General features: G+C 32.2%; 16 protein-coding genes. 10 read left to right on the top strand and 6 right to left on the bottom strand.

Annotation, left to right across the window (positions count from 1 at the left end):
* Positions 1–4: 4 nt before the first annotated feature.
* Positions 5–2,938 (bottom strand): SusC/RagA family TonB-linked outer membrane protein, encoded by a 2,934-nt coding sequence (locus DFQ10_RS13680; protein WP_115817992.1) that lies wholly within the window; start codon positions 2,936–2,938, stop codon positions 5–7.
* A gap of 215 nt (positions 2,939–3,153) precedes the next feature.
* On the opposite strand from DFQ10_RS13680, the gene DFQ10_RS13675 reads away from it, so the two are divergent.
* From DFQ10_RS13675 to DFQ10_RS13660, 4 genes are all read left to right on the top strand, one after another.
* Positions 3,154–3,756 (top strand): ribonuclease HII, encoded by a 603-nt coding sequence (locus tag DFQ10_RS13675; RefSeq protein ID WP_115817991.1) that lies wholly within the window; start codon positions 3,154–3,156, stop codon positions 3,754–3,756.
* Between the two features lie 33 nt (positions 3,757–3,789).
* A complete protein-coding gene (locus DFQ10_RS13670) occupies positions 3,790–6,153 on the top strand; it encodes a ribonuclease HII (RefSeq protein WP_115817990.1) in 2,364 nt (787 codons plus the stop codon).
* Between the two features lie 89 nt (positions 6,154–6,242).
* A complete protein-coding gene (locus DFQ10_RS13665) occupies positions 6,243–7,292 on the top strand; it encodes a nucleoid-associated protein (protein WP_115817989.1) in 1,050 nt (349 codons plus the stop codon).
* A 94-nt stretch (positions 7,293–7,386) separates the two neighbouring features.
* Positions 7,387–8,130, top strand: coding sequence for a YoaK family protein (locus DFQ10_RS13660; protein WP_115817988.1), 744 nt, complete (start codon positions 7,387–7,389; stop codon positions 8,128–8,130).
* 54 nt (positions 8,131–8,184) lie between these two features.
* Here DFQ10_RS13660 and lipB read toward each other — a convergent pair whose 3' ends face one another.
* Genes lipB through DFQ10_RS13645 form a run of 3 tightly spaced genes read right to left on the bottom strand, consistent with a single transcriptional unit; the run spans position 8,185 to position 9,880 of the window.
* On the bottom strand, positions 8,185–8,886 hold the full coding sequence (gene lipB / locus DFQ10_RS13655; protein ID WP_115817987.1) for a lipoyl(octanoyl) transferase LipB: 702 nt from the start codon (positions 8,884–8,886) through the stop codon (positions 8,185–8,187).
* Complete coding sequence (locus DFQ10_RS13650) at positions 8,879–9,685, bottom strand: hypothetical protein (RefSeq protein ID WP_115817986.1); 807 nt, start codon at positions 9,683–9,685, stop codon at positions 8,879–8,881. The genes lipB and DFQ10_RS13650 overlap by 8 nt, the downstream gene beginning before the upstream one ends.
* 36 nt (positions 9,686–9,721) lie before the next feature.
* Positions 9,722–9,880, bottom strand: a complete 159-nt coding sequence (locus DFQ10_RS13645) for a YqaE/Pmp3 family membrane protein (RefSeq protein ID WP_115817985.1) — start codon at positions 9,878–9,880, stop codon at positions 9,722–9,724.
* Positions 9,881–10,012: 132 nt separating this feature from the next.
* Here DFQ10_RS13645 and DFQ10_RS13640 point away from each other — a divergent pair, with 132 nt between their 5' ends.
* From DFQ10_RS13640 to DFQ10_RS13615, 6 genes are all read left to right on the top strand, one after another.
* Positions 10,013–11,068: a response regulator transcription factor gene (locus DFQ10_RS13640; RefSeq protein ID WP_115817984.1), complete on the top strand. Its 1,056-nt coding sequence runs from the start codon at positions 10,013–10,015 to the stop codon at positions 11,066–11,068.
* A gap of 109 nt (positions 11,069–11,177) precedes the next feature.
* A complete protein-coding gene (locus DFQ10_RS13635; RefSeq protein WP_115817983.1) occupies positions 11,178–11,585 on the top strand; it encodes a DUF1573 domain-containing protein in 408 nt (135 codons plus the stop codon).
* Between the two features lie 78 nt (positions 11,586–11,663).
* Positions 11,664–12,554, top strand: coding sequence for a thioredoxin family protein (locus tag DFQ10_RS13630; protein WP_115817982.1), 891 nt, complete (start codon positions 11,664–11,666; stop codon positions 12,552–12,554).
* Positions 12,555–12,638: 84 nt separating this feature from the next.
* Entirely contained in the window at positions 12,639–14,327 is a 1,689-nt protein-coding gene (lysS, locus tag DFQ10_RS13625) for a lysine--tRNA ligase (RefSeq protein WP_115817981.1), read from the top strand.
* Positions 14,328–14,481: 154 nt separating this feature from the next.
* On the top strand, positions 14,482–15,732 hold the full coding sequence (locus DFQ10_RS13620) for a fibronectin type III domain-containing protein (RefSeq protein WP_245940716.1): 1,251 nt from the start codon (positions 14,482–14,484) through the stop codon (positions 15,730–15,732).
* 95 nt (positions 15,733–15,827) lie between these two features.
* Positions 15,828–18,308, top strand: coding sequence for a zinc-dependent metalloprotease (locus DFQ10_RS13615; RefSeq protein ID WP_245940715.1), 2,481 nt, complete (start codon positions 15,828–15,830; stop codon positions 18,306–18,308).
* A gap of 96 nt (positions 18,309–18,404) precedes the next feature.
* Here DFQ10_RS13615 and DFQ10_RS13610 read toward each other — a convergent pair whose 3' ends face one another.
* Both DFQ10_RS13610 and DFQ10_RS13605 read right to left on the bottom strand, forming a co-directional pair.
* Complete coding sequence (locus tag DFQ10_RS13610; protein WP_115817980.1) at positions 18,405–18,974, bottom strand: GDYXXLXY domain-containing protein; 570 nt, start codon at positions 18,972–18,974, stop codon at positions 18,405–18,407.
* Positions 18,975–18,984: 10 nt separating this feature from the next.
* A complete protein-coding gene (locus DFQ10_RS13605) occupies positions 18,985–20,274 on the bottom strand; it encodes a DUF2157 domain-containing protein (RefSeq protein WP_181897638.1) in 1,290 nt (429 codons plus the stop codon).
* Between the last annotated feature and the right edge of the window lie 91 nt (positions 20,275–20,365).

Here is a 20,365-nt window from a genome sequence, read left to right as displayed (position 1 = left end):
TATTTTAAAAGTTTAAATCTACACCAAACGTAATAGTTCTAGGCGTTGGATACTCATATCCTGCAATATTGTTATCATCTTCAGGATCAAAACCTCCGAAGTTCGTCCATGTGTAAAGGTTCTGACCTTGAACATATACTCTAATTCCTGAGAACAAATTGATATTTTCTAAAACTTCAGGATCTACAGTATAACCAATTGTAACATTAGTTAATCTCATATACGAAGCATCTTCAATATCAGCAGAACTAAATTCTCTATTATTTCCAAAACCAGCTATATCAGTAATCTGACCAGGTGTTCTCCATATATCTAACATTGCCGTAGATAAATTAAAGTTAGAAAAATTTGGATTTTCTTGGAAGAATGTTTGGTTATTATATCTGTAATAATCATTTACCCATGTAAATTGAGCAGAAACATTGAATCCTTTATAGTTAATTTGAGTTCCGAAACCACCAGTCCAAGTTGGTTCATAACTTCCCCATTTAGCTAATGCATTCTCATCACTAAATACGTCAGTTATATTACCATCACCATCTAAATACAATGCTTGTCCGTTAGCAGGATTAACTCCAGCCCAACCTACAGCATAATGAGATCCGAAAGCTAAACCTTCTCGAACAATAGATGTACCCAATTCATATTCATCAACTTGACCTAAATCAGTAATTTCATTTTTATTGTAATTGAAATTAAAATTTAAACTCCAAGAAAAATCTTTTTTCTGTAATACAGTACCTGTAATTTGTCCATCGACACCTTTATTTTGCATCTTACCAACATTAGAATCAATAGATGTAAAACCAGATGTACCAGAAAGACGTTGATCAATAAATAAATCCGAAATACTTTCAATATAGTAATCAAGACTACCTCTTAATCTATTCTTAAACAATCCATAATCAACACCAACGTTAAATTTCTCAGACTCTTCCCATTTCAATTGGTTATTCCCAATAGAAGCTACAGAAATACCTGCAATTCCGTTGTAAGAAGCCGTACCATAAGTACCCTCATCTTGAAAATCAGCAATACCTAACTGATTACCAGTAGTACCAATACTTGCTCTTAATTTAAGATTATCTATCCAATCTGCTGTTAAGAAATCTTCATTATGTAAAGCCCATCCAGCTGCAACTGCATAGAACGTACCCCATTTATTAGCTTCAGAAAATCTTGAAGATGCATCTCTACGTATTGTAAATTCAGCAAAATATTTACTATCGTAATTATATTTAGCATTAGCAAAAATACCTAAAAGACCTCTCTGTGTAACTCCACCACCAACTTCTGGAATAAAACCATTAGTATCTGTACCAGCAGTTATACCTGAAGCATAACCAAGTCTCTTTGGATCAATTCCAAATCCAGAAAAAGTACCACTCTTAGCATGATATTTATAATATTCAACGTGTGCCGCAACATCTACGTTATGAACATCACTAAAAACATTGCTATACATTAAACTTGTAAGTGCATTAATGTTAGCAATATAAGAATTCGTAAAACTATATCCACCTTGATCACCAGTAAAACCAGCATTTTGACCAAAATATGTATCAGGAGAAGCACCAGTTTCTGATTTTCTATCTCTATAATCAACACCAAGACTTACTCTTGCCGTTACATTCTTTACAATCTCTAAACTTGCGTTACCGCTAATGTTTAATTTTAAATCAGCACGCTTACTAACGTTAGTTTCTAAATTCTCTAAAGCATTACCTCCAATTAAAACACCTCCTGTATTATAAGAGCCATCTTCATTATAAGGTAAATCATAAGGATTTGATAAGTAAACAGCAGCAAAAGGGTTATTTAAGTTAATTCCATTTTCACTACTAATAAAGTTAGATTTAGAATAACCAATCGATGTACTAACACCAACTTTAAATCTATCAGAAACTTTGTGATCTAAATTTAATCTCGCAGTAAATCTCTGAAGATCTGATCTAAGACCAATACCTTCTTGATCATATATACCTACAGAAGTAAAAAATTGAGTTTTATCATTCCCTCCGGTAACAGAAAAATCATGAGTTTGTGTAATACCAGTTCTGAAAAATATATCACTCCAATCAGTATTAGGAGCAGTTGCGATATCCTCATCAGTCCATTTCCCTGGTGTTTGCCAGTTTTCAAAAATCATTTTCTCACTACCTGTCATCATCTCGAAACGTAGTTGTCCGATTTCAGATATACCATATTGTGTAGAATACTTTACTCTAGATTTTCCAGAAGTACCTCTTTTAGATGTAATTAAAATTACACCACTACTACCTCTAGATCCATAAATAGAAGTAGAAGCTGCATCTTTTAATACAGTAATATTCTCAAAATCATTTGCGTTTAATGTCGCAAAATCATTCGCAGTAATTGGCACACCATCTAAAATATATAAAGGATCTGAACCTCCATTAATTGAGTGTGTACCTCTAATTCTTACCTTAGCACTAGTACCAGGTTGTCCTGAACCAGAAGATATATGTAAACCTGGTGATTGACCTTTAAGAATTTGATCAAAAGAACCGATAGGCACTTGCTCAATATCTTTAGCTCCAACTGTAGAAACAGCACCAAGTACAGATTCTTTCTTCTGCTCACCGTATGCAACAATAACTACCTCATCAAGAGTGTTACCATCTTCCAATGCTACATTATAAGTGTTTGAAGCACCTATTTTAATTTCAGCAGGTGACATACCTACATAAGAAATTACTAAAACATCACCAACATTAACCTGAATGGAATATTTACCATCAAAATCTGTTTGTTGACCTTTAGAAGTTCCTTTTACAATTACACTAGCTCCCGGAAGAGGTAATTCATCCGAAGCGGTTGTAACTGTACCTGTGACAGTTTTTTTCTCTTGTGCAAAAGAAAACTGCATCACGAACGCCATAAAAAGCGTTAATAACCATGTTAATTTTAATTTCATAAAACAATTATTTGAGTTAGTCTATTTGCAAACATCTTAATTAAATATTAAATAACCAAGCGTTTTTGCCAAAAATATGTTAATGCTTTTGCGGATTTGTCAACAAACCGTTCAATTCATTTTATATAATGTTTTAGGCATGTAACTCATTATTAAGATGCAAAAACTGCAAAAGGGTTGCGTTAAAATTTTAACTTTGTTCAAAATTTAACATTTTGGCTCTAAAAATTCAGTTTTCTTCCTTCAATTTAGAATGTGGTACCGACGAAGCTGGCAGAGGTTGCCTAGCTGGCCCTGTTACAGCTGCGGCAGTTATTTTACCACTAAATTTTAAAAACATTTTTTTAAATGACTCTAAGCAACTTTCTGAGAAAAAGAGGTTTTTACTAAAACCCATTATAGAAGAAGAATGCATATCTTTTGGTGTACAACATATATTTGAATCTGAAATAGACACCATTAACATCTTAAACGCTTCCATAAAAGCCATGCATGGCTCAATTTCTCAATTAAACCCTATACCTAATTATATTATAGTAGATGGTAATCGGTTTAAGCCTTACCAATCAATACCGCACTCCACTATTGTAAAAGGAGATAGTAAATATTTAAGTATAGCGGCTGCTTCTGTATTAGCAAAGACGTATAGAGACGAATTCATGGAAATCATCCACGAAGAATTCCCAATGTACAATTGGAAACAAAACAAAGGCTACCCAACCAAAGAACACCGAGCAGCAATTAAAAAATACGGAATTACTAAATATCACAGAAAATCATTTAGATTATTGCCTGAGCAATACCAATTGGATATATAACTTTTTATATTTGTATTCTAAAATATTCAATTAATGAAGCGACTTGGTTTTTTTACAATTTTATTCACCCTTCTATCGGCTTGCCAAAAAGATTACAATAAAACCAAACAGCCTTATAAATTTATTCCACAGGAATCAAGTGCTATTATTCAGATAAATGAGTTGAATGATTTTATAAGTAGCATAGATAATAATGAAATTCTATCCAGCTTATATCAAAAAGAGTTAAAAAATGCATCTCAAGTCTTAAACCAACTTCATACTACTGAAGAAATCTACATCAGTTTTTCAGATTCTACTCAAACCGATTATTTAATTCTCACAGAAAACGATAGCACCTTATTTGTAATTGATGCTGTTCCTAATCATATTTCAGAAACTTTAAAGGATTCTAAAATTAACAAAACTCAAATTAACGATTATACCTTTTATCACACTGTTTTAGGAAACACTTTTTGCGGATCTAACAATCTAGAACTCTTAAAAAACTTAGATCCAGAAAATGAAAACGAAGAACTCAGTAAGTTAATTGAAACGACAGATAGAAAATCTGTAGCCTCTATTATTTTTAAGTCTAACACCACCAATTATTCAAAATTACTATTTACAAGTATTGGAAATAAAACCCACTCAAACTTTACGACTTTAGATTTAGACTACACCGATAAAGGTTTAAATTACAATGGTATTTTAACATCTAAAGATTCAAGTGCCAATTACCTTGACACTTTTAAAAACACAATTCCCCAGAAAATAAACACTCCTTCAATAGCTCCGCTAGGCACAAGTTCTCTAATTAGTATTACTTACGATGACTTTTCGGTATTTAGTAGAAATAGCGCTGTATTAGTAGACAGCACAGCAACAAGCAATAAAACATTTCTAAACTTAACTAACGAAATTGCTTTTATAGACAACGCTTTACTGCTTCATTCGTTAGACACAAATTTAATTTTAGAATCAATTGAAGATAAATCTCATGCAGAATCATTTAGAGACATTGATATTTATGAATTTAATACACCTGACTTTTTTGAGTCTAACCTAAAGCCTTTTATCAGTTTTAAAAATGCTCATTACTTTTCAATTTTTGAAGACTTCATTGTCTTCACATCATCTTTAGACGACTTAAAGTCAATCTTAACCAATGCATTAAACAATAATACTTTGGCAAATTCTGATGCTTTTCAAAGTATTAATGACGATTTAAGTGATGAAGCGTCATTGTTTATATTTAAAGATTCTAAAGGATTATCTCAAGTTTTAGGTAAAACCATGAATGGCTACAATGCCAATGCAGTCCAATTTGTAACAGAAGATAATTACACACACATTAATGGAGTCATTCAAAAATTTAAAAAGAGAGCAGCTTCTAATTCAGTAACAGAAACCTTTACATCTCCACTTGAAGCGATGATTTTAACCGCACCGCAAACAGTTAAAAACCATGTTTCAAAATCTCATGATGTTATAGTACAAGATGTCAACAATGTGGTTTATCTTATTTCTAGCTCAGGGAATATCCTATGGAAAAAAGAACTAAATGGTAAAATTTTGGGCCAAATAGAGCAGATAGACATGTATAAAAATGGCAGATTACAATTAGCATTTGCCACACCAAATAGATTATATGTTTTAGATAGAAATGGCAATGACGTATCCCCCTTTCCTTTAAAATTTAAAGATCCGATAACGCAACCGCTTTCAGTTTTTGATTACGATAAACGTAAAGATTACAGACTACTTGTTACTCAAGGCAATAATCTTATTATGTATAATGCTAAAGGAAAAACCGTTAGTGGTTTCAACTATAAAAACAAAGATTCTGATATAACTTCTCAACCCAAACATTTCAGAATTGGTACAAAGGATTATATCGTTTTTAGCGCTGGAGAACATCTTGAAGTTTTAAACCGACAAGGATCTAACCGAATAAACGTAAAAGACAAAATTCAATTTTCTAATAACAACATCTATTTATACCAAAATAAGTTTACAACGACCAATACACTTGGACAACTTATTCAAGTAGATACACAAGGAAAATTAAGCACTAAAAACCTGAATCTTTCAGACAAACATAAAATTACTACAACTAGTAAAACATTAGTCTCTTTAAACGAAAATAGATTAATTATTAAATCTAGAACCATAGATTTAGACTATGGAGACTATACAGAACCTAGAATTTTCTATCTGAATGACAAAATTTACGTAACCACCACAGATTTACAATCAAAGAAGGTATATCTATTTGATAGCCAAGCAAAATCCATCCCAAACTTTCCAGTTTTTGGCACCTCTAGTGCTACTTTAGAAAAACTAGATAATGACAAAGGATTAGAACTTATAACGCAGAGCGACGATAAAACAATTGTAGTTTACAAACTGCATTAAAAACGCATTACATTTAAACACTATTTTAACTTTAAATAGATCCTATGTTTTGTAGTATTGCATAATATAATTTAGACTTTAATTTCATCATGATTAAAAGACAAAAAGCTTCAATAAAGAGCTGTATAATTCACAAAGTTGGTAATAAATTTAATGGCACAAAAAATGCCTTTTCAGATGCTATTGTAGATTTTGATGAAGCCACATACAACCTAATGCTACCTTATCTTCTAAAGCCATTTGTAAGCGTTGCAGAAAGTTACCGTTTTCATCACCATAGTGACGTTGGACTCAATGAAATCAACACTTACAGTGATCAATTATTTAAAGAAGAAGCCGATTTTGTTGACCTTTCTAAACATATAGTTACTCACTTATTTGAACAAAGTAATTCTGCTCAAATTAAAACGGGAGATGTACTAATTTGTCATTTTGAAAATGTGCAATACGAAGACTATTTTACAGACGCTATTGGCATCTTTAAAATTGAAAATAAAACAGAGTTTTTTCAGACCTATTTAGAAGATAATAACTACGATATTTTAGTACAAAAAGGGATTCAAGCAAAAAAAGTTGATAAAGGCTGCTTAATCTTAAATACCTCTGATATGGAAGGTAAAATTGTGTTTAGTGTAGATAACAATACTTACGACACACAATATTGGATAAAAAGCTTCTTAAACATAAGATACCCAGACGATAGCAATCAGCATACTAAAAACTGTATTGAATTGTGTAGAGAGTTTTCTAAAGAAGTACTTCAACCCAATTTTGGAGGCCAAGAGCAAAGCAACTTTTTAGCTAAAACTGTCGACTTTTTTAAAGAAAATGAAATCGTAAATATTGACACCTTTAAGGAGGAAGTATTTGACGAAGAAGATAAAATTCAACTTTTTGAAGACTACAAAAAAAATTACGAAACCGACCATAAAGTCCTCATTAGAAACCAATTTGATGTTTCTGAAATTGCTTTAAAGAAACAGAAACAAAAGATTAAAACCGAAATTAAACTCGATACTAATATTCAAATAAAACTCGATGTGGATGCACCAGACGCTTCTGCAGAATATTTAGAACGCGGTTACGATGAAGAGAAAAAAATGCACTTTTATAAAGTGTTTTTTAATGACGAAACTTAATATTATTAACGGGTTAAAAACTCCAATAAAATAGGTTTCAGGAATCGTAAAGCGTATAAATAGCGAGTAATTTGATACATTAAATGCAAACAAAATGTTTAGACATCAAGGTAAGAGCAGAACATTAAAACACAATCTGCGCATTGCTACCATTTTGTCCTTTGTAGCTGGTATTGTAAACGTTACAGGTTTTTTAGCTTTTAGCCAATTAACAACTAATGTCACTGGTCATTTTGCTCTTTTTATAAGTGATGTTGCTAATTTTGAATTTTGGAAAGGCACTGTTTATTTTCTTTATATCTTTTCCTTTCTGTTTGGTTCATTTTTTTCAAGTTTTCTCATTGAAAAATTCAGGGAAAATAAAAAACTCAATGTATTTGTCTTCCCAACAATAATTGAATGTCTCATTTTAACATCAATTGCCATCTTAGGTAATACGGTTGAAATAAAACAGCCAGACTTCATTATTTGTGCTCTTTTATTTGCAATGGGACTTCAAAATTCTCTCGTTACAAAAATCTCAGATGCGGTGGTTAGAACTACGCATCTAACAGGATTGTTTACCGATTTAGGTATTGAATTATCACAACTATTCTTCCCTAAGCATCATCCAAACAGACAACACATAAAATCAACTATTAAACTGAGAGTTTTTATTATTTGTTTCTTCTTTCTTGGAGGATTAATTGGAGGGTTTCTTTATTCTAGAATTAACTTAAAATTAAACACGCTACTCTTAGGTGCGCTCATTCTAATAATAAGTCTGTTTTATGACGATATGAGATATAGCTTAATCCGATCTAAAAGAAAATATACACAGAGAAAAAAAAGCAAATAATCACTCCGTAAAAAGACAACTTGCTAAATCATTAGAACTAAAAATTAAGTATAGCTACTTCACAAATTGAGCCTCAAACAAAGCTGAAAAATGCTTTAAAATTATCTTTTTAACTTCAGCTTCATCAACCACATCTACACCAAGTTCATTATTTAAAGTCGTCACTGCTTTGCCACGAATACCACAAGGAATAATATGGTCAAAATAACCCAAATCTGCATTTACATTTAACGCAAAACCATGCATGGTTACCCAACGACTCGCTCGTACTCCCATAGCACAAATTTTACGCGCAAATGGAGTACCAACATCTAACCAAACACCTGTTTCACCAGGACTACGCTCTGTTTTTAAACCATATTCTGCTAAAGTGAGAATAATCACTTCTTCTAAAAAACGTAAATATTTATGTATGTCGGTAAAGAAATTATCTAAATCTAAAATAGGATAGCCAACAATTTGTCCAGGACCATGATAAGTAATATCACCACCTCTATTTATTTTATAAAATTTGGCTCCTTTCTCAACCAATTGTGTTTCCGAAAGCAATAGATTAGACAGATCTCCACTTTTACCTAAAGTGTAAACATGTGGATGCTCTACAAACAGAAAATGATTATCGGTTTCTAAACCTGCATCCTCTCTTCTATTCTTAATTTTAGTATCTAAAATAGCCTTGAAAAGTATCTCTTGGTAATCCCAAGTATCTTTAAAATCTTTACTCCCTAGATCTTGTAGTTGTATGGTTTTATTCATTTACAAACTCAACATTCACATCCAATAACTTTGGATTTTTAAGATATTCTATCCAATTTGTTTTATACGTTACTGTTTTTCTATCCTTAGAAAATTCAGCACCCTCAACAGAAACAGATTTAATCGTTTTAGGAAAAGTTAGTTTTACGGTATAAAAAGCATTTTCAAAATATTCAATAAACTCTTGATTACTTTCACTAGTTTCATCAAACAATTCTACGACTGCATCCTCTTCATCAGCTTCCGGAGCATCTATTTTAGTCACTCTAGAGAAACTATTTTCAGTAAGAATATAACCTGTTTTATTATCATCACTACCAAAGAAATTACCTAGTGGTGAGTTTTCTTTCATTGAACCAACTTGGTCTCCTTGCGAATTTAAACTTTGTGCTTTTTTTATTTTTTCATTAATGTTTTTTAAATCATCAATAGAATTGAAATTAAGCCCTATTCCCATATTCATAACACCCTCATCCTCGTTCATTTTCATATTCATAAACATGTCTTTCACAGCTTCCATAGCTAAGCGCTTTTCCTCAGGTAAAGCCGCAATACTATCCTTATAAGTCTCCATTATATCAGCAAAAACCATAGTAGTATCCATAACCTCTCCTCCTTTTTTCTTTTCAGAATCAGAGTCCTCTCCTCCCATAGCAGCCGTCATGGCTTTCATTGCTTCACCCATTTCATAAGTGACTAAAAACTGTCCAGAACCATTTTCATCAAAAACAATAGATTCAGTAACATTACAACTGGTAAAAGAACAAACGATTGCGAATAATAGAATAATTTTTTTCATATATAATGTGTTAATTAGGTAGGCAAAGATAAGAATTTATCGTTCAGGATTGTTCAATATAATCAATGCAGCGATAACACCTGGTACCCAACCACAAAGCCACAATAAAAAAGTAATGAGAATAGAGCCACAACCTTTATCTAAAACAGCTAAAGGAGGACAAATTATAGAAAGAATTACACGCCAGAAGTTCATATTTTGTTTAATAATTAAATAAATCTTTAAAATTGATTTGATCTATTTATAGGACGTGATTTGATATAAAATGTTACATTTTTTATGAATTCAACGCATTGAAATCAAAATAAAATTATGTAGTTTCGTTTTATGCGAATAAAAATTCTTTTCGTCTTTTTAGTTATTTCTTCGGTTTGTAAAGCTCAATATTCATTTTCAGGTTATACAAACCCAGAAGAAGGAAATAGAGCCGTATATCTTTCTATAGTCGAAGATTACCGAAAAATGACTGGTGTTTACTCTGAACAAATTATTGCAAAAACAAGTGCTGATGCTACAGGTTACTTTGAGTTTAAAGGCAATATGCTAGATACTGAAAACCGTATTTATCGCATTCATATTGATAGCTGCTCAGACATTCAACAAGATGTTAATCACTTTAATGGGTATTGTGCAGATAGTGAAGCACTTTTGTTTATCGCTAAAAATACAGATACATTAAAATTGCCTTTTTCTTTTGGAAACCAAGTGTTTTGCCGAGTAGAATCTAATAACCCTAAAGCTAATGCATTTGTAAAAATAGACTCATTAAAAAATGATATGCGTTTTGCATATGGTGAATTTAGAAGTGAAGCAAATCGCAAACTAAACAATAAAAAGTGGTTTAAAACCCTTCAATATTTTGGCGAAGCTTTAGATGAACCTTTAGCGGAACTTTATATCTATACTTATTTATCTGACAGAAGCAGTGATTTACATAGCTATTATGTTGAAGACCTAAAGAAAAATGACTACTACAATAATTTAAAAACACGTTTAGAAGGCAGCTATCCAAACGCTCCTTATACCAAACAATATGCTAACGAATTAAATGCGGATCGTTATATGTTGGCCGCATCAAATGGAGAAACAGCATCCAATTGGAATATTCTCCTCTATTCTATCTTAGGATTTTCAGTTTTACTGAATCTAGTTTTTCTTTATCAGTTCTGGATGAGAAACACTTCTAAAATTGAAGATTTAAAAGCTAAACTATCCAAACAAGAACAAGTTGTTTTAGAGCATTTACTCGAGGATAAAACCAATAAAGACATTGCAGAAGCTCTTTTTTTAAGTGTAAGCACAGTAAAATCTCACACAAATAACATTTACAAGAAGTTAAATGTGCAATCTAGAGACGACGCAAAATCTCTATTTATCAAATAGTTACAAAATTCAACCTAGGTACTAGTACCGATTTCCAACCTCCATTTTTAAAAATTTACATCTTAATACTTGATGTTTGCTTTCATATTAATCATTTAAAATATTTATTATGAAACGAACATTAAACATTGCAATCCTTTTAGTTTTAACTCTAAGTTTTTTTAGTGCAGCACCAACTGAATTTGGAAAATACGACACCAAAGTTGCTGTGATGAAATTTAAAACTGAAGTTATAGACTACGGAATCATTTCACAAAACTCCGAAGGCAAACGACTATTCACCTTTACCAATACTGGTGATGCTCCTTTATTAATCACTGATGTAAAAACGACTTGTGGCTGTACAGTTCCTAGTTATTCAAAAGCGCCAATTTTACCAGGAAGTATAGGAGAATTAGAAATTAAATACGACACCAAAAGATTAGGTGCTTTTACAAAAACGGTTACCGTTATGTCTAATGCCGAAGGTGGTAATAAAGTTTTGAAAATTAAAGGACATATTGTTGCTTCAAAATAACATAAGTTGTCATTCTAGAATCTTGTAAAAGGGATTTGAAATGACATCCTTTTTTCATCAATTAATCAATTCATCAAAATGAAAACGAACATTTTTATCATCATAATTACCATATTTTTTGCATCTCAAATCAATGCACAGCAACTCAATCAAGAAATTATAGAAGAAGGCGAAACACCTTTTTTACTCGGAAAAATCGATAAAAACGGTTTATTAAGTGAGAATTACAAATCTTGGTTTACTAAAAATCATGAAGACTATCAACCCAACAATAATCTTATAAATTCTATATCTTCAGAATTAAAAAATTATACAATAACACTATTTATGGGTACTTGGTGTGGAGACAGTAAACAAGAAGTACCAAAACTATATAAGGTTTTAGAAGCTTGCGAATTCCCAATGAATCAATTAACGGTTGTTGCGTTAAGCAGAAAACCTAACATGTACAAACAAAGCCCTCAACATGAAGAAGCCGGATTAAACATTCACAGAGTACCAACTGTTATCTTTTATAAAGATGGCAAAGAGGTGAACCGTATTGTTGAACATCCTATTGGTACTTTCGAAGAAGATATTCAGAATGTAATTACGAAAAATGATTACAAATCTAATTATCAAATTGTAACTGCTGCTGACAATATTCTAAAGAAAAAAGGAGCAAAAGGCTTAAAGCGCAAACAAAAAAAACTATTAAAAACGTTTAAAAATGAAGTTCCAAGCATGTATGGGTTAAATACATATGGTCGTATTTTATATGGAACTAACAGAATAGATGAGGCCATTGCCGTATTTACTTTGAATACTAAATTATTCCCAGAGCAACCAAGAACATTCATGAGTTTAGCCAATACACTTGGTATTTCGGGTTATAAAACGGAAGCCATAAAAGTACTAGAAGACGCTCTAAAAATACACTCCGACAATGAGGATTTAAAAGAAAATTTAGAGCTTATAAAATCAAACTAAAAAGGTGTTCTCTAATTTTTGTAAAAAGTGTAATTTTGCGTCTGCTTATTTAAAAAACAAATAAGCCAATAAAAATAAATAAGAATGCAACTTTCAGAACAAGAATTGGTAAGACGCCAAAAGTTAGAAAAGCTTAGAGCTTTAGGGATTAACCCTTATCCAGCGGATTTATTTCCCGTTAATCATACTTCTAAACAGATAAAATCTGACTTTGAAGAAGGTAAACAGGTGATTATTGCTGGTCGTTTAATGGCAATTAACATTCAAGGAAAAGCATCTTTTGCTCAATTGCAAGATAGCGAAGGTCGTATTCAAGTCTATTTTAATAGAGACGAAATATGTACAGGAGAAGACAAATCACTATACAATGATGTCTTCAAAAAATTACTCGATTTAGGTGATTTTGTTGGTATAGAAGGTACGCTTTTCACTACTCAGGTTGGAGAAAAGACCGTAATGGTAAAAGACTTTAAATTATTAAGTAAAGCTTTAAAGCCCTTACCAATACCTAAGCAAAAGGATGGTAAAACGTATGATGCGTTTACAGATCCAGAAATGCGTTACAGACAACGTTATGCAGATTTAGTTGTAAATCCACATGTAAAAGAAGTATTTGTAAAACGTACTAAACTTTTTAATGCGATGCGTCAGTTTTTTAATAATGCTGGTTATTTTGAAGTAGAAACACCTGTTTTACAACCTATTCCTGGTGGAGCTGCTGCACGTCCATTTACAACTCACCACAACAGTTTAGACATTCCATTGTATATGAGAATTGCTAACGAGTTATATTTAAAACGATTAATCGTTGGTGGTTTTGATGGTGTTTATGAGTTTTCTAAAAACTTCAGAAATGAAGGTATGGACAGAACCCACAATCCTGAATTTACAGCCATGGAAATCTATGTATCATACAAAGATTACAACTGGATGATGGATTTCTGTGAGAAATTATTAGAACACTGTGCTATTGCTGTAAACGGAACGTCTGAAGCAACATTTGGAGAACATAAAATAAACTTTAAAGCACCATATAAGCGTATTACCATGCGCGATTCTATTTTAGAATTCACAGGTTTTGATATTTATAATAAGTCTGAAGACGAAATAAGAGCTGCTGCAAAAGGCATGCATATTGAAGTCGATGACACCATGGGTAAAGGAAAGCTAATTGATGAGATTTTTGGTGAAAAATGTGAAGGGAATTATATTCAACCAACATTCATTACCGACTATCCAAAGGAAATGAGTCCGTTATGTAAAGAACATAGAGAAAACCCTGAATTAACAGAGCGTTTTGAACTCATGGTTTGTGGTAAAGAAGTTGCGAATGCATATTCAGAATTAAATGACCCAATTGACCAACGCGAGCGTTTTGAACACCAATTAAAATTAGCTCAAAAAGGGGATGACGAAGCAACCGAATTTATAGATCACGATTTTTTACGTGCTTTAGAATACGGCATGCCTCCAACATCTGGTATGGGCATTGGTATGGACCGCTTAATTATGTTTTTAACTAACAATCAAAGTATTCAAGAAGTATTATTCTTCCCTCAAATGCGACCAGAGAAGAAAAAGGTAGATCTTAGTGACAATGAAAAAGCGATTTTAGAAGTTCTTAAAGTTGAAAAACGAATGGATTTAACCGTTTTAAAATCGAAATCTGGTTTAAGTAACAAAGGCTGGGACAAAGGCATAAAAGGCTTGAGCAAACATGGATTGACTAAGGTTGAAAAAACTGATGACGGATTGTTTGTAGAGTTAGTTTAAGCACTACAACATATAATTAATTTAAACTAAGGAATTATCGAGAGATAGTTCCTTTTTTTATGCAAATCAAAATCCAAAAAAAGTAAAAACTAAATAATTGCTACATTTTTAGTATTTTCACAACTGCTATGTTTAAAGAAACACACCATTTATTATGAAAAAGTTATTTATCTTATGTTTAACTGTATTAACCGTTTTTTCTTGCTCTGATGACTCAGATGATCTTATCGCTGTTTGTGATAGTACCACTAACATATCCTCAAATACAATTACCAGTAATTCTGCCGTAATCACATGGAATGCCGTTGATGCTTCTGTAGAATACACAATAGAATATGGAATTTCAGGATTTGCATTAGGTAGCGGAACAACAATTTCTGAATCAGACACAGATGCTGAACTCACTAATTTAATGGCTAACACAACTTACGATGTCTATATTCAAACAAGCTGTGGACCCAATAATTTAAGTTTATATTCTAATGTGTATAGTTTTACAACTTCAGTACCAAATGTAGCTGCCGAGTTTAAAACCAACTTATCTGAGTTGAATTTGTTTTCAGGTAATTTGAATGAATTAATTATTACATCAAAAGCATTTGAGTACGACCTTAATACTAGATTGTTTTCAGACTATGCTCACAAACAACGTCTTATTGCCTTACCAGAAGGAACTAGTATGGCATATGACGGAGATGGATTACCTATATTTCCTGACAATACTGTCATTGCCAAAACCTTTTATTTTAACATTGATGACCGTGATTTATCTTTAGGAAAAACAATTATTGAAACCCGAGTTTTAATTAAACTCAATGGCCTATGGGAAACTGGTGATTACAAATGGAACAGCGAACAGACAGATGCTGTTTTAGATCTAGAAGGAAGTACATTGCCTGTAACATGGATTGACATCGAAGGCAACAGTAACTCTTCAACTTTTCAAATTCCTTCTAACACAGATTGTTTTACTTGCCATAGTAATAATGGTAATATTATACCAATAGGTCCTAAATTAAGATCTATGAATTTTGAAATTAATGGTGTTAATCAATTAGAGCAATTTATAGCCAATCAAACTTTAACAGGCTTATCAAATAGTGCTTCTGTAAGAAGTCTAGCGAATTGGCAAGACACATCTCTTCCATTAGAAACTAGAGTAAGAGCATATATGGATATTAACTGTGCGCATTGTCATATTCCTGGCGGATCGTGTGCTGATCAATCTACCTTAAATCTCGCACTCGAGACTCCTTTAGAAGAAAGTAACATCCCAGAACAAAGCGTATTAATTGATTATAGAGTTTCTTTTTATTTAGATGGAATAAGTATGCCTTATATTGGCACAACCATGAGACATGTAGAGGGATTAGACCTCATCCAAGAGTACATGAATACCTTTTAATAATCACGTTAAAAAAATACTAAATTCGGTTTTAAATTTATCAGATTATTACTATAATCCGTATTTTCAACAAAATTTAATAAAAACCGACTAATTTGAAACACGTACCCCTTAAACTACTCCTAGTAGTTTCCGCATTTCTAGCATTTTCTTGCTCTACTGCAAAAAAAGCTGGAAAATCAAAAGATGCCACAGCAATGGCCAAACCTCCAGCAAAAAAGCCTGGAAAAAATGATCCACAACCTTATAACAAAGTCATCACTAAAGATGCCAAAAGTGACGAAGGGTTATTTACAGTGCATACAGTAGATGACAAATTTTATTACGAAATACCAGATTCTCTTTTTAATAGAGAAATGCTTATGGTAACTCGTATAGCTAAAACTGCATCAGGTCTTGGATTTGGTGGAGGAAAATTAAGCGAACAAGTATTACGTTGGGAAAAGAAAGACAAAAAAGTATTGTTACGTATGGTATCGTACGAAGTTGTTGCCGCAGATTCTTTACCTGTACATGAAGCTGTAAAAAACTCTAACTTTGAACCTGTAATTGCTTCTTTTCCAATTAGAGCATTCAGTAAAGATTCTTCAAACACAGTTATTGATGTTACAGATTTGTTTGCAAAAGATGTTAAGCCATTAGGTTTTCCACAACGTGCAAGACAGCAATATAAAATTTCACGTTTAGATGCTCAGTTATCATATATTGAAACGATCAAGTCTTATCCAACAAATATTGAATCGCGTACTGTAAAAACGTATGCTTCAGGACAACCACCATCAAATTCTAATACAGGTGCCATATCTATTGAGATCAACAATTCTATGATTTTATTACCAGAAGTACCTATGAAGCGTCGTTATTTTGATGAGCGTGTAGGCTGGTTTACAAGTAATCAAACGGATTATGGTTTAGAAGAACAAAAAAGTAAATCATTAGAATTTTTAGACCGTTGGAGACTAGAAGTTAAGGATGAAGATATTGAGAAATTTAAGCGAGGTGAATTAGTAGTGCCTAAAAAGCAAATCGTTTATTACATAGATAGAGCTACACCTGAAAAATGGAGAAAATACCTTAAGCAAGGTATAGAAGATTGGCAAATAGCTTTTGAAGCTGCAGGCTTCAAAGATGCTATTATAGCTAAAGATCCACCAACAGTTGAAGAAGATCCAGAATGGAGCCCAGAAGATGCACGTTATTCAGTAGTACGTTATTTAGCATCTCCTATTCCTAATGCAAATGGTCCACACGTAAGTGACCCAAGAACAGGTGAAATTTTAGAAAGCGATATCAACTGGTACCATAATGTAATGTCATTGCTACGTGGATGGTTCTTTGTACAAACAGCAGCTATTAATCCAGATGCTCAAAGCCCACAGTTTAAAGATGAAGTTATGGGACGTTTAATTCGTTTTGTATCATCTCATGAAGTTGGTCACACATTAGGTTTACCTCACAACATGGGAAGTAGTGTTGCTTATCCTGTTGAGAAATTACGTGATGCAGAATTCACTAAAAAATATGGTACTGCTCCATCTATTATGGATTATGCACGTTTTAATTACATAGCACAACCAGGAGACGAAGGTGTTGCCTTAATGCCAGACATTGGAACTTACGATAAGTATGCTATTGCTTGGGGTTACAGACCTATTTTAGATAAAACTGCAGAAGAAGAAAAGCCAATTCTTAATCAATGGATTATGGAACATGCTGGTGATCCTATGTATCGTTTTGGACATCAACAAGCTGGTGATGTTGTAGATCCTAGTTCTCAAACTGAAGATTTAGGAGATGATGCTATGTTAGCTAGTGAATATGGTATTAAGAATTTAAAACGAATTGTACCAAACCTAATTGAATGGACCACTGAAGCTGGTGAAGGTTATGATGATTTAGAAGAAATGTATGGTCATGTAATTTCTCAATTTAACCGTTATATGGGACACGTTTCTAATAACATTGGTGGAGTTTACGAGTATTACAAAACTTCTGATCAAGAAGGTGCTGTTTATACAGCGGTTCCTAAAGCACACCAAAAAGAAGCTATGAAATTTATTCAAGAGAATTTATTTGATACTCCAGAATGGTTAATTGATAAAAACATTTTTGACCGTATCGAATTCGCTGGTTCTGTAGAGCGTGTAAGAGGTTTACAAGCGAGAACTCTTAATAACATTATGAGCTTAGGTAAAATGCAACGTTTAACGGAAGCATATACTTATGATAATAAAGCTTATGCGTTACCAGATATGATGAGCGATTTACGCAAAGGTATTTGGAGTGAACTACGTACTGGAAAGAAAATTGATACTTACAGACGTAATTTACAACGTGCACATATTGATAGACTAGAGTATTTAATGACAGCTAAAGATCAAAGCGGAAGATCTAGAAGTCCTTACGTTAAAATGACAGCTGTAAACACTAGCCAATCTGATATTAGAGCAGTTGTTAGAGCTGAGCTAAAAACGTTACGTAGCCAATTACGATCGGCTCGTGGTGCAGACACTATGAGTAGAATACATATTGCAGATGCTATTGAGCGTATTAATCTTATTTTAGATCCTAAGTAATCTAAATTTAATACCAAATATAAAGAAGGCTTCAATTCATTTTGAAGCCTTCTTTTTTATTTATTGGTTTATTTGATTTTATGATAAACGAATGAATCATTTCTCCTCATTTTCAATATAATAATGAATAGATTTATCATTGATATATACATCTTTTAAAACAGCATCTCCATTTTTAACAGCTACCAAAGCATACGTTTGATTATTTGTATCGTTTCTTCTACTGAATTTTCTATATATATCTTCTGCTGGTTTTGCCTTTGATTCTTCCATATAATAACGATCAAATGGTAAATTAAAATGCACTCTATTTGCATTGATATTATAGTAATCTACTTCAACTTCTATAAAATCAGTTCCCATTTTAAGATCTGTTTTACTCACGCTTTTCACCTTAGCAAACCCTAAACTATCTTTTTCAAGATAAAGTAACACTCTATCCCTATTTTGAATGGTAGAATCAAAGCTTTCAGCAGTAGTTAATTCATAACCTAACGTTACATACTTCCCTCTAAATGGATCATTAGGATCGATGGGTTGTGTTTTAAATTTGTAAACAGTTCCTGTTATTAAAACAGATTCTTTGTCATAAATCATTTTTGCTGGCACCAATAACTGAAGTAACGCAACAGCAATAAATATGATAAATATATGTATGGTTTTCATAAGTTTAATTTTAAAGGTTGTTGTTTTTTTCTTTCTGTTTTTTAAGCATAATATAATTTGCAGAGAAAAATCCAAGTCCTACGAGCACAAACAAAATTCCTCTTAGAACAAAACTCATATCTACATCGAAAAAGCGACATATAATAGTTGAAGAAATAATTAAAAGTCCATAATTAAGCACACTAAATCTTGAAGTGTCAGCTCCTATTTTAATAGCAAAAACACCTAAAATTAACAAGATAATATTTGTAAAAACGGTTGCTAGTTGTGCATTTTCACTACCTACTATAAACACAATTAAAAATATAATAAACACATATTGAAACATATTGAATTCCGATTGCCTTTTACCTATTTTAGTATATACCAACAGTGCCAAAGCAATTACCATTAGCACTAATGACATCATCATTTCTTGACTATTAAATACTATTAACTTTTGGTGAATTTCTTCCCAAACAACATTAAATGAAAGTATCAATAGTAAAATCACGGTTCCTAAAGAACCTAAAACAGTAAAACTATTACGTCTTAATTGTTGATTTTTAAAGATTGGTAATTTCCCCATATTATAGAAAAAACCAAATAACATGGCATACATTAAAAACCCTAATGACCAATTAGAATCAATAAAAGCCCCTAATACTACAATCAAACTTATGGTGTATAACCAATTTAAAATTCCGGTAGTATTCGCTTTAGGTCTATTTTTAAGCGCTGTAATATAAAACGGAATCGTACCTAAAATGAGTACAAAATATAGCCAAGGAGATGTATTTCCGTAACCAAAACTATAACCATATTCACAGGCATAATACGTAGAAAACCCAATAACTAACATAGCTACAGCTTTAGAATTAAGCACATAAATTAAAGGCAGACCTAGTACAATCCATGTCAATAAAAAACGACTTAAATCACCTGGTATATTATAAACCTGACTAACTAAAGCAATAGAAGCTCCTATAGCAAAAAAGAGAAAAGTTCCTGAAGATTCTTTCCATGCTTGACTTTTCTTTTTAAGAATAGCGTAACCTGCAACGCATTGCCCAAAAATTAAAGGCAAAAATGCAAACATCGTTTTTGTAGCCCTTGAAAAATCATCCCAATTATGAGCCAATATTAAAATAATACCTAAACCCACTAGTGCCGATCCTAATATCCCAAAAATGGTAAATAATGGATTAGATTTCTGAGTCTCTTTAGCATCATAATAAGCTAAAATCTGGTGCGCTACAGTATCAGAAATAACTTTATTTTCTAGCAATTCTGTTACATCATTATGCAGTTTTGATTTCATAATTAAAAAATTTAGTTCAACTAATAAGTATTTAAAACCTCGCAATACCATTACGGATTGCGAGGTTTTGGGTTACTAGCTAACCCTTCAT

It is taken from the genome of Winogradskyella eximia, from assembly GCF_003386165.1.
GTDB lineage: Bacteria > Bacteroidota > Bacteroidia > Flavobacteriales > Flavobacteriaceae > Winogradskyella > Winogradskyella eximia.
Note: the sequence above shows the minus strand (reverse complement) of the source record. Positions and strands in the feature narration are given on the sequence as shown.

What these genes read in the sequence shown, in the direction of transcription:
- DFQ10_RS13645 (WP_115817985.1), bottom strand. Translation starts at nt 9,880, where the DNA reads ATGAACTTCTGGCGTGTAATTCTTTCTATAATTTGTCCTCCTTTAGCT.
- DFQ10_RS13610 (WP_115817980.1), bottom strand. Translation starts at nt 18,974, where the DNA reads ATGAAAACCATACATATATTTATCATATTTATTGCTGTTGCGTTACTT.
- DFQ10_RS13660 (WP_115817988.1), top strand. Translation starts at nt 7,387, where the DNA reads ATGTTTAGACATCAAGGTAAGAGCAGAACATTAAAACACAATCTGCGC.
- DFQ10_RS13605 (WP_181897638.1), bottom strand. Translation starts at nt 20,274, where the DNA reads ATGAAATCAAAACTGCATAATGATGTAACAGAATTGCTAGAAAATAAA.
- DFQ10_RS13630 (WP_115817982.1), top strand. Translation starts at nt 11,664, where the DNA reads ATGAAAACGAACATTTTTATCATCATAATTACCATATTTTTTGCATCT.
- DFQ10_RS13620 (WP_245940716.1), top strand. Translation starts at nt 14,482, where the DNA reads ATGAAAAAGTTATTTATCTTATGTTTAACTGTATTAACCGTTTTTTCT.
- DFQ10_RS13665 (WP_115817989.1), top strand. Translation starts at nt 6,243, where the DNA reads ATGATTAAAAGACAAAAAGCTTCAATAAAGAGCTGTATAATTCACAAA.
- DFQ10_RS13640 (WP_115817984.1), top strand. Translation starts at nt 10,013, where the DNA reads ATGCGAATAAAAATTCTTTTCGTCTTTTTAGTTATTTCTTCGGTTTGT.
- DFQ10_RS13680 (WP_115817992.1), bottom strand. Translation starts at nt 2,938, where the DNA reads ATGAAATTAAAATTAACATGGTTATTAACGCTTTTTATGGCGTTCGTG.
- DFQ10_RS13635 (WP_115817983.1), top strand. Translation starts at nt 11,178, where the DNA reads ATGAAACGAACATTAAACATTGCAATCCTTTTAGTTTTAACTCTAAGT.
- DFQ10_RS13650 (WP_115817986.1), bottom strand. Translation starts at nt 9,685, where the DNA reads ATGAAAAAAATTATTCTATTATTCGCAATCGTTTGTTCTTTTACCAGT.
- DFQ10_RS13670 (WP_115817990.1), top strand. Translation starts at nt 3,790, where the DNA reads ATGAAGCGACTTGGTTTTTTTACAATTTTATTCACCCTTCTATCGGCT.
- lipB (WP_115817987.1), bottom strand. Translation starts at nt 8,886, where the DNA reads ATGAATAAAACCATACAACTACAAGATCTAGGGAGTAAAGATTTTAAA.
- lysS (WP_115817981.1), top strand. Translation starts at nt 12,639, where the DNA reads ATGCAACTTTCAGAACAAGAATTGGTAAGACGCCAAAAGTTAGAAAAG.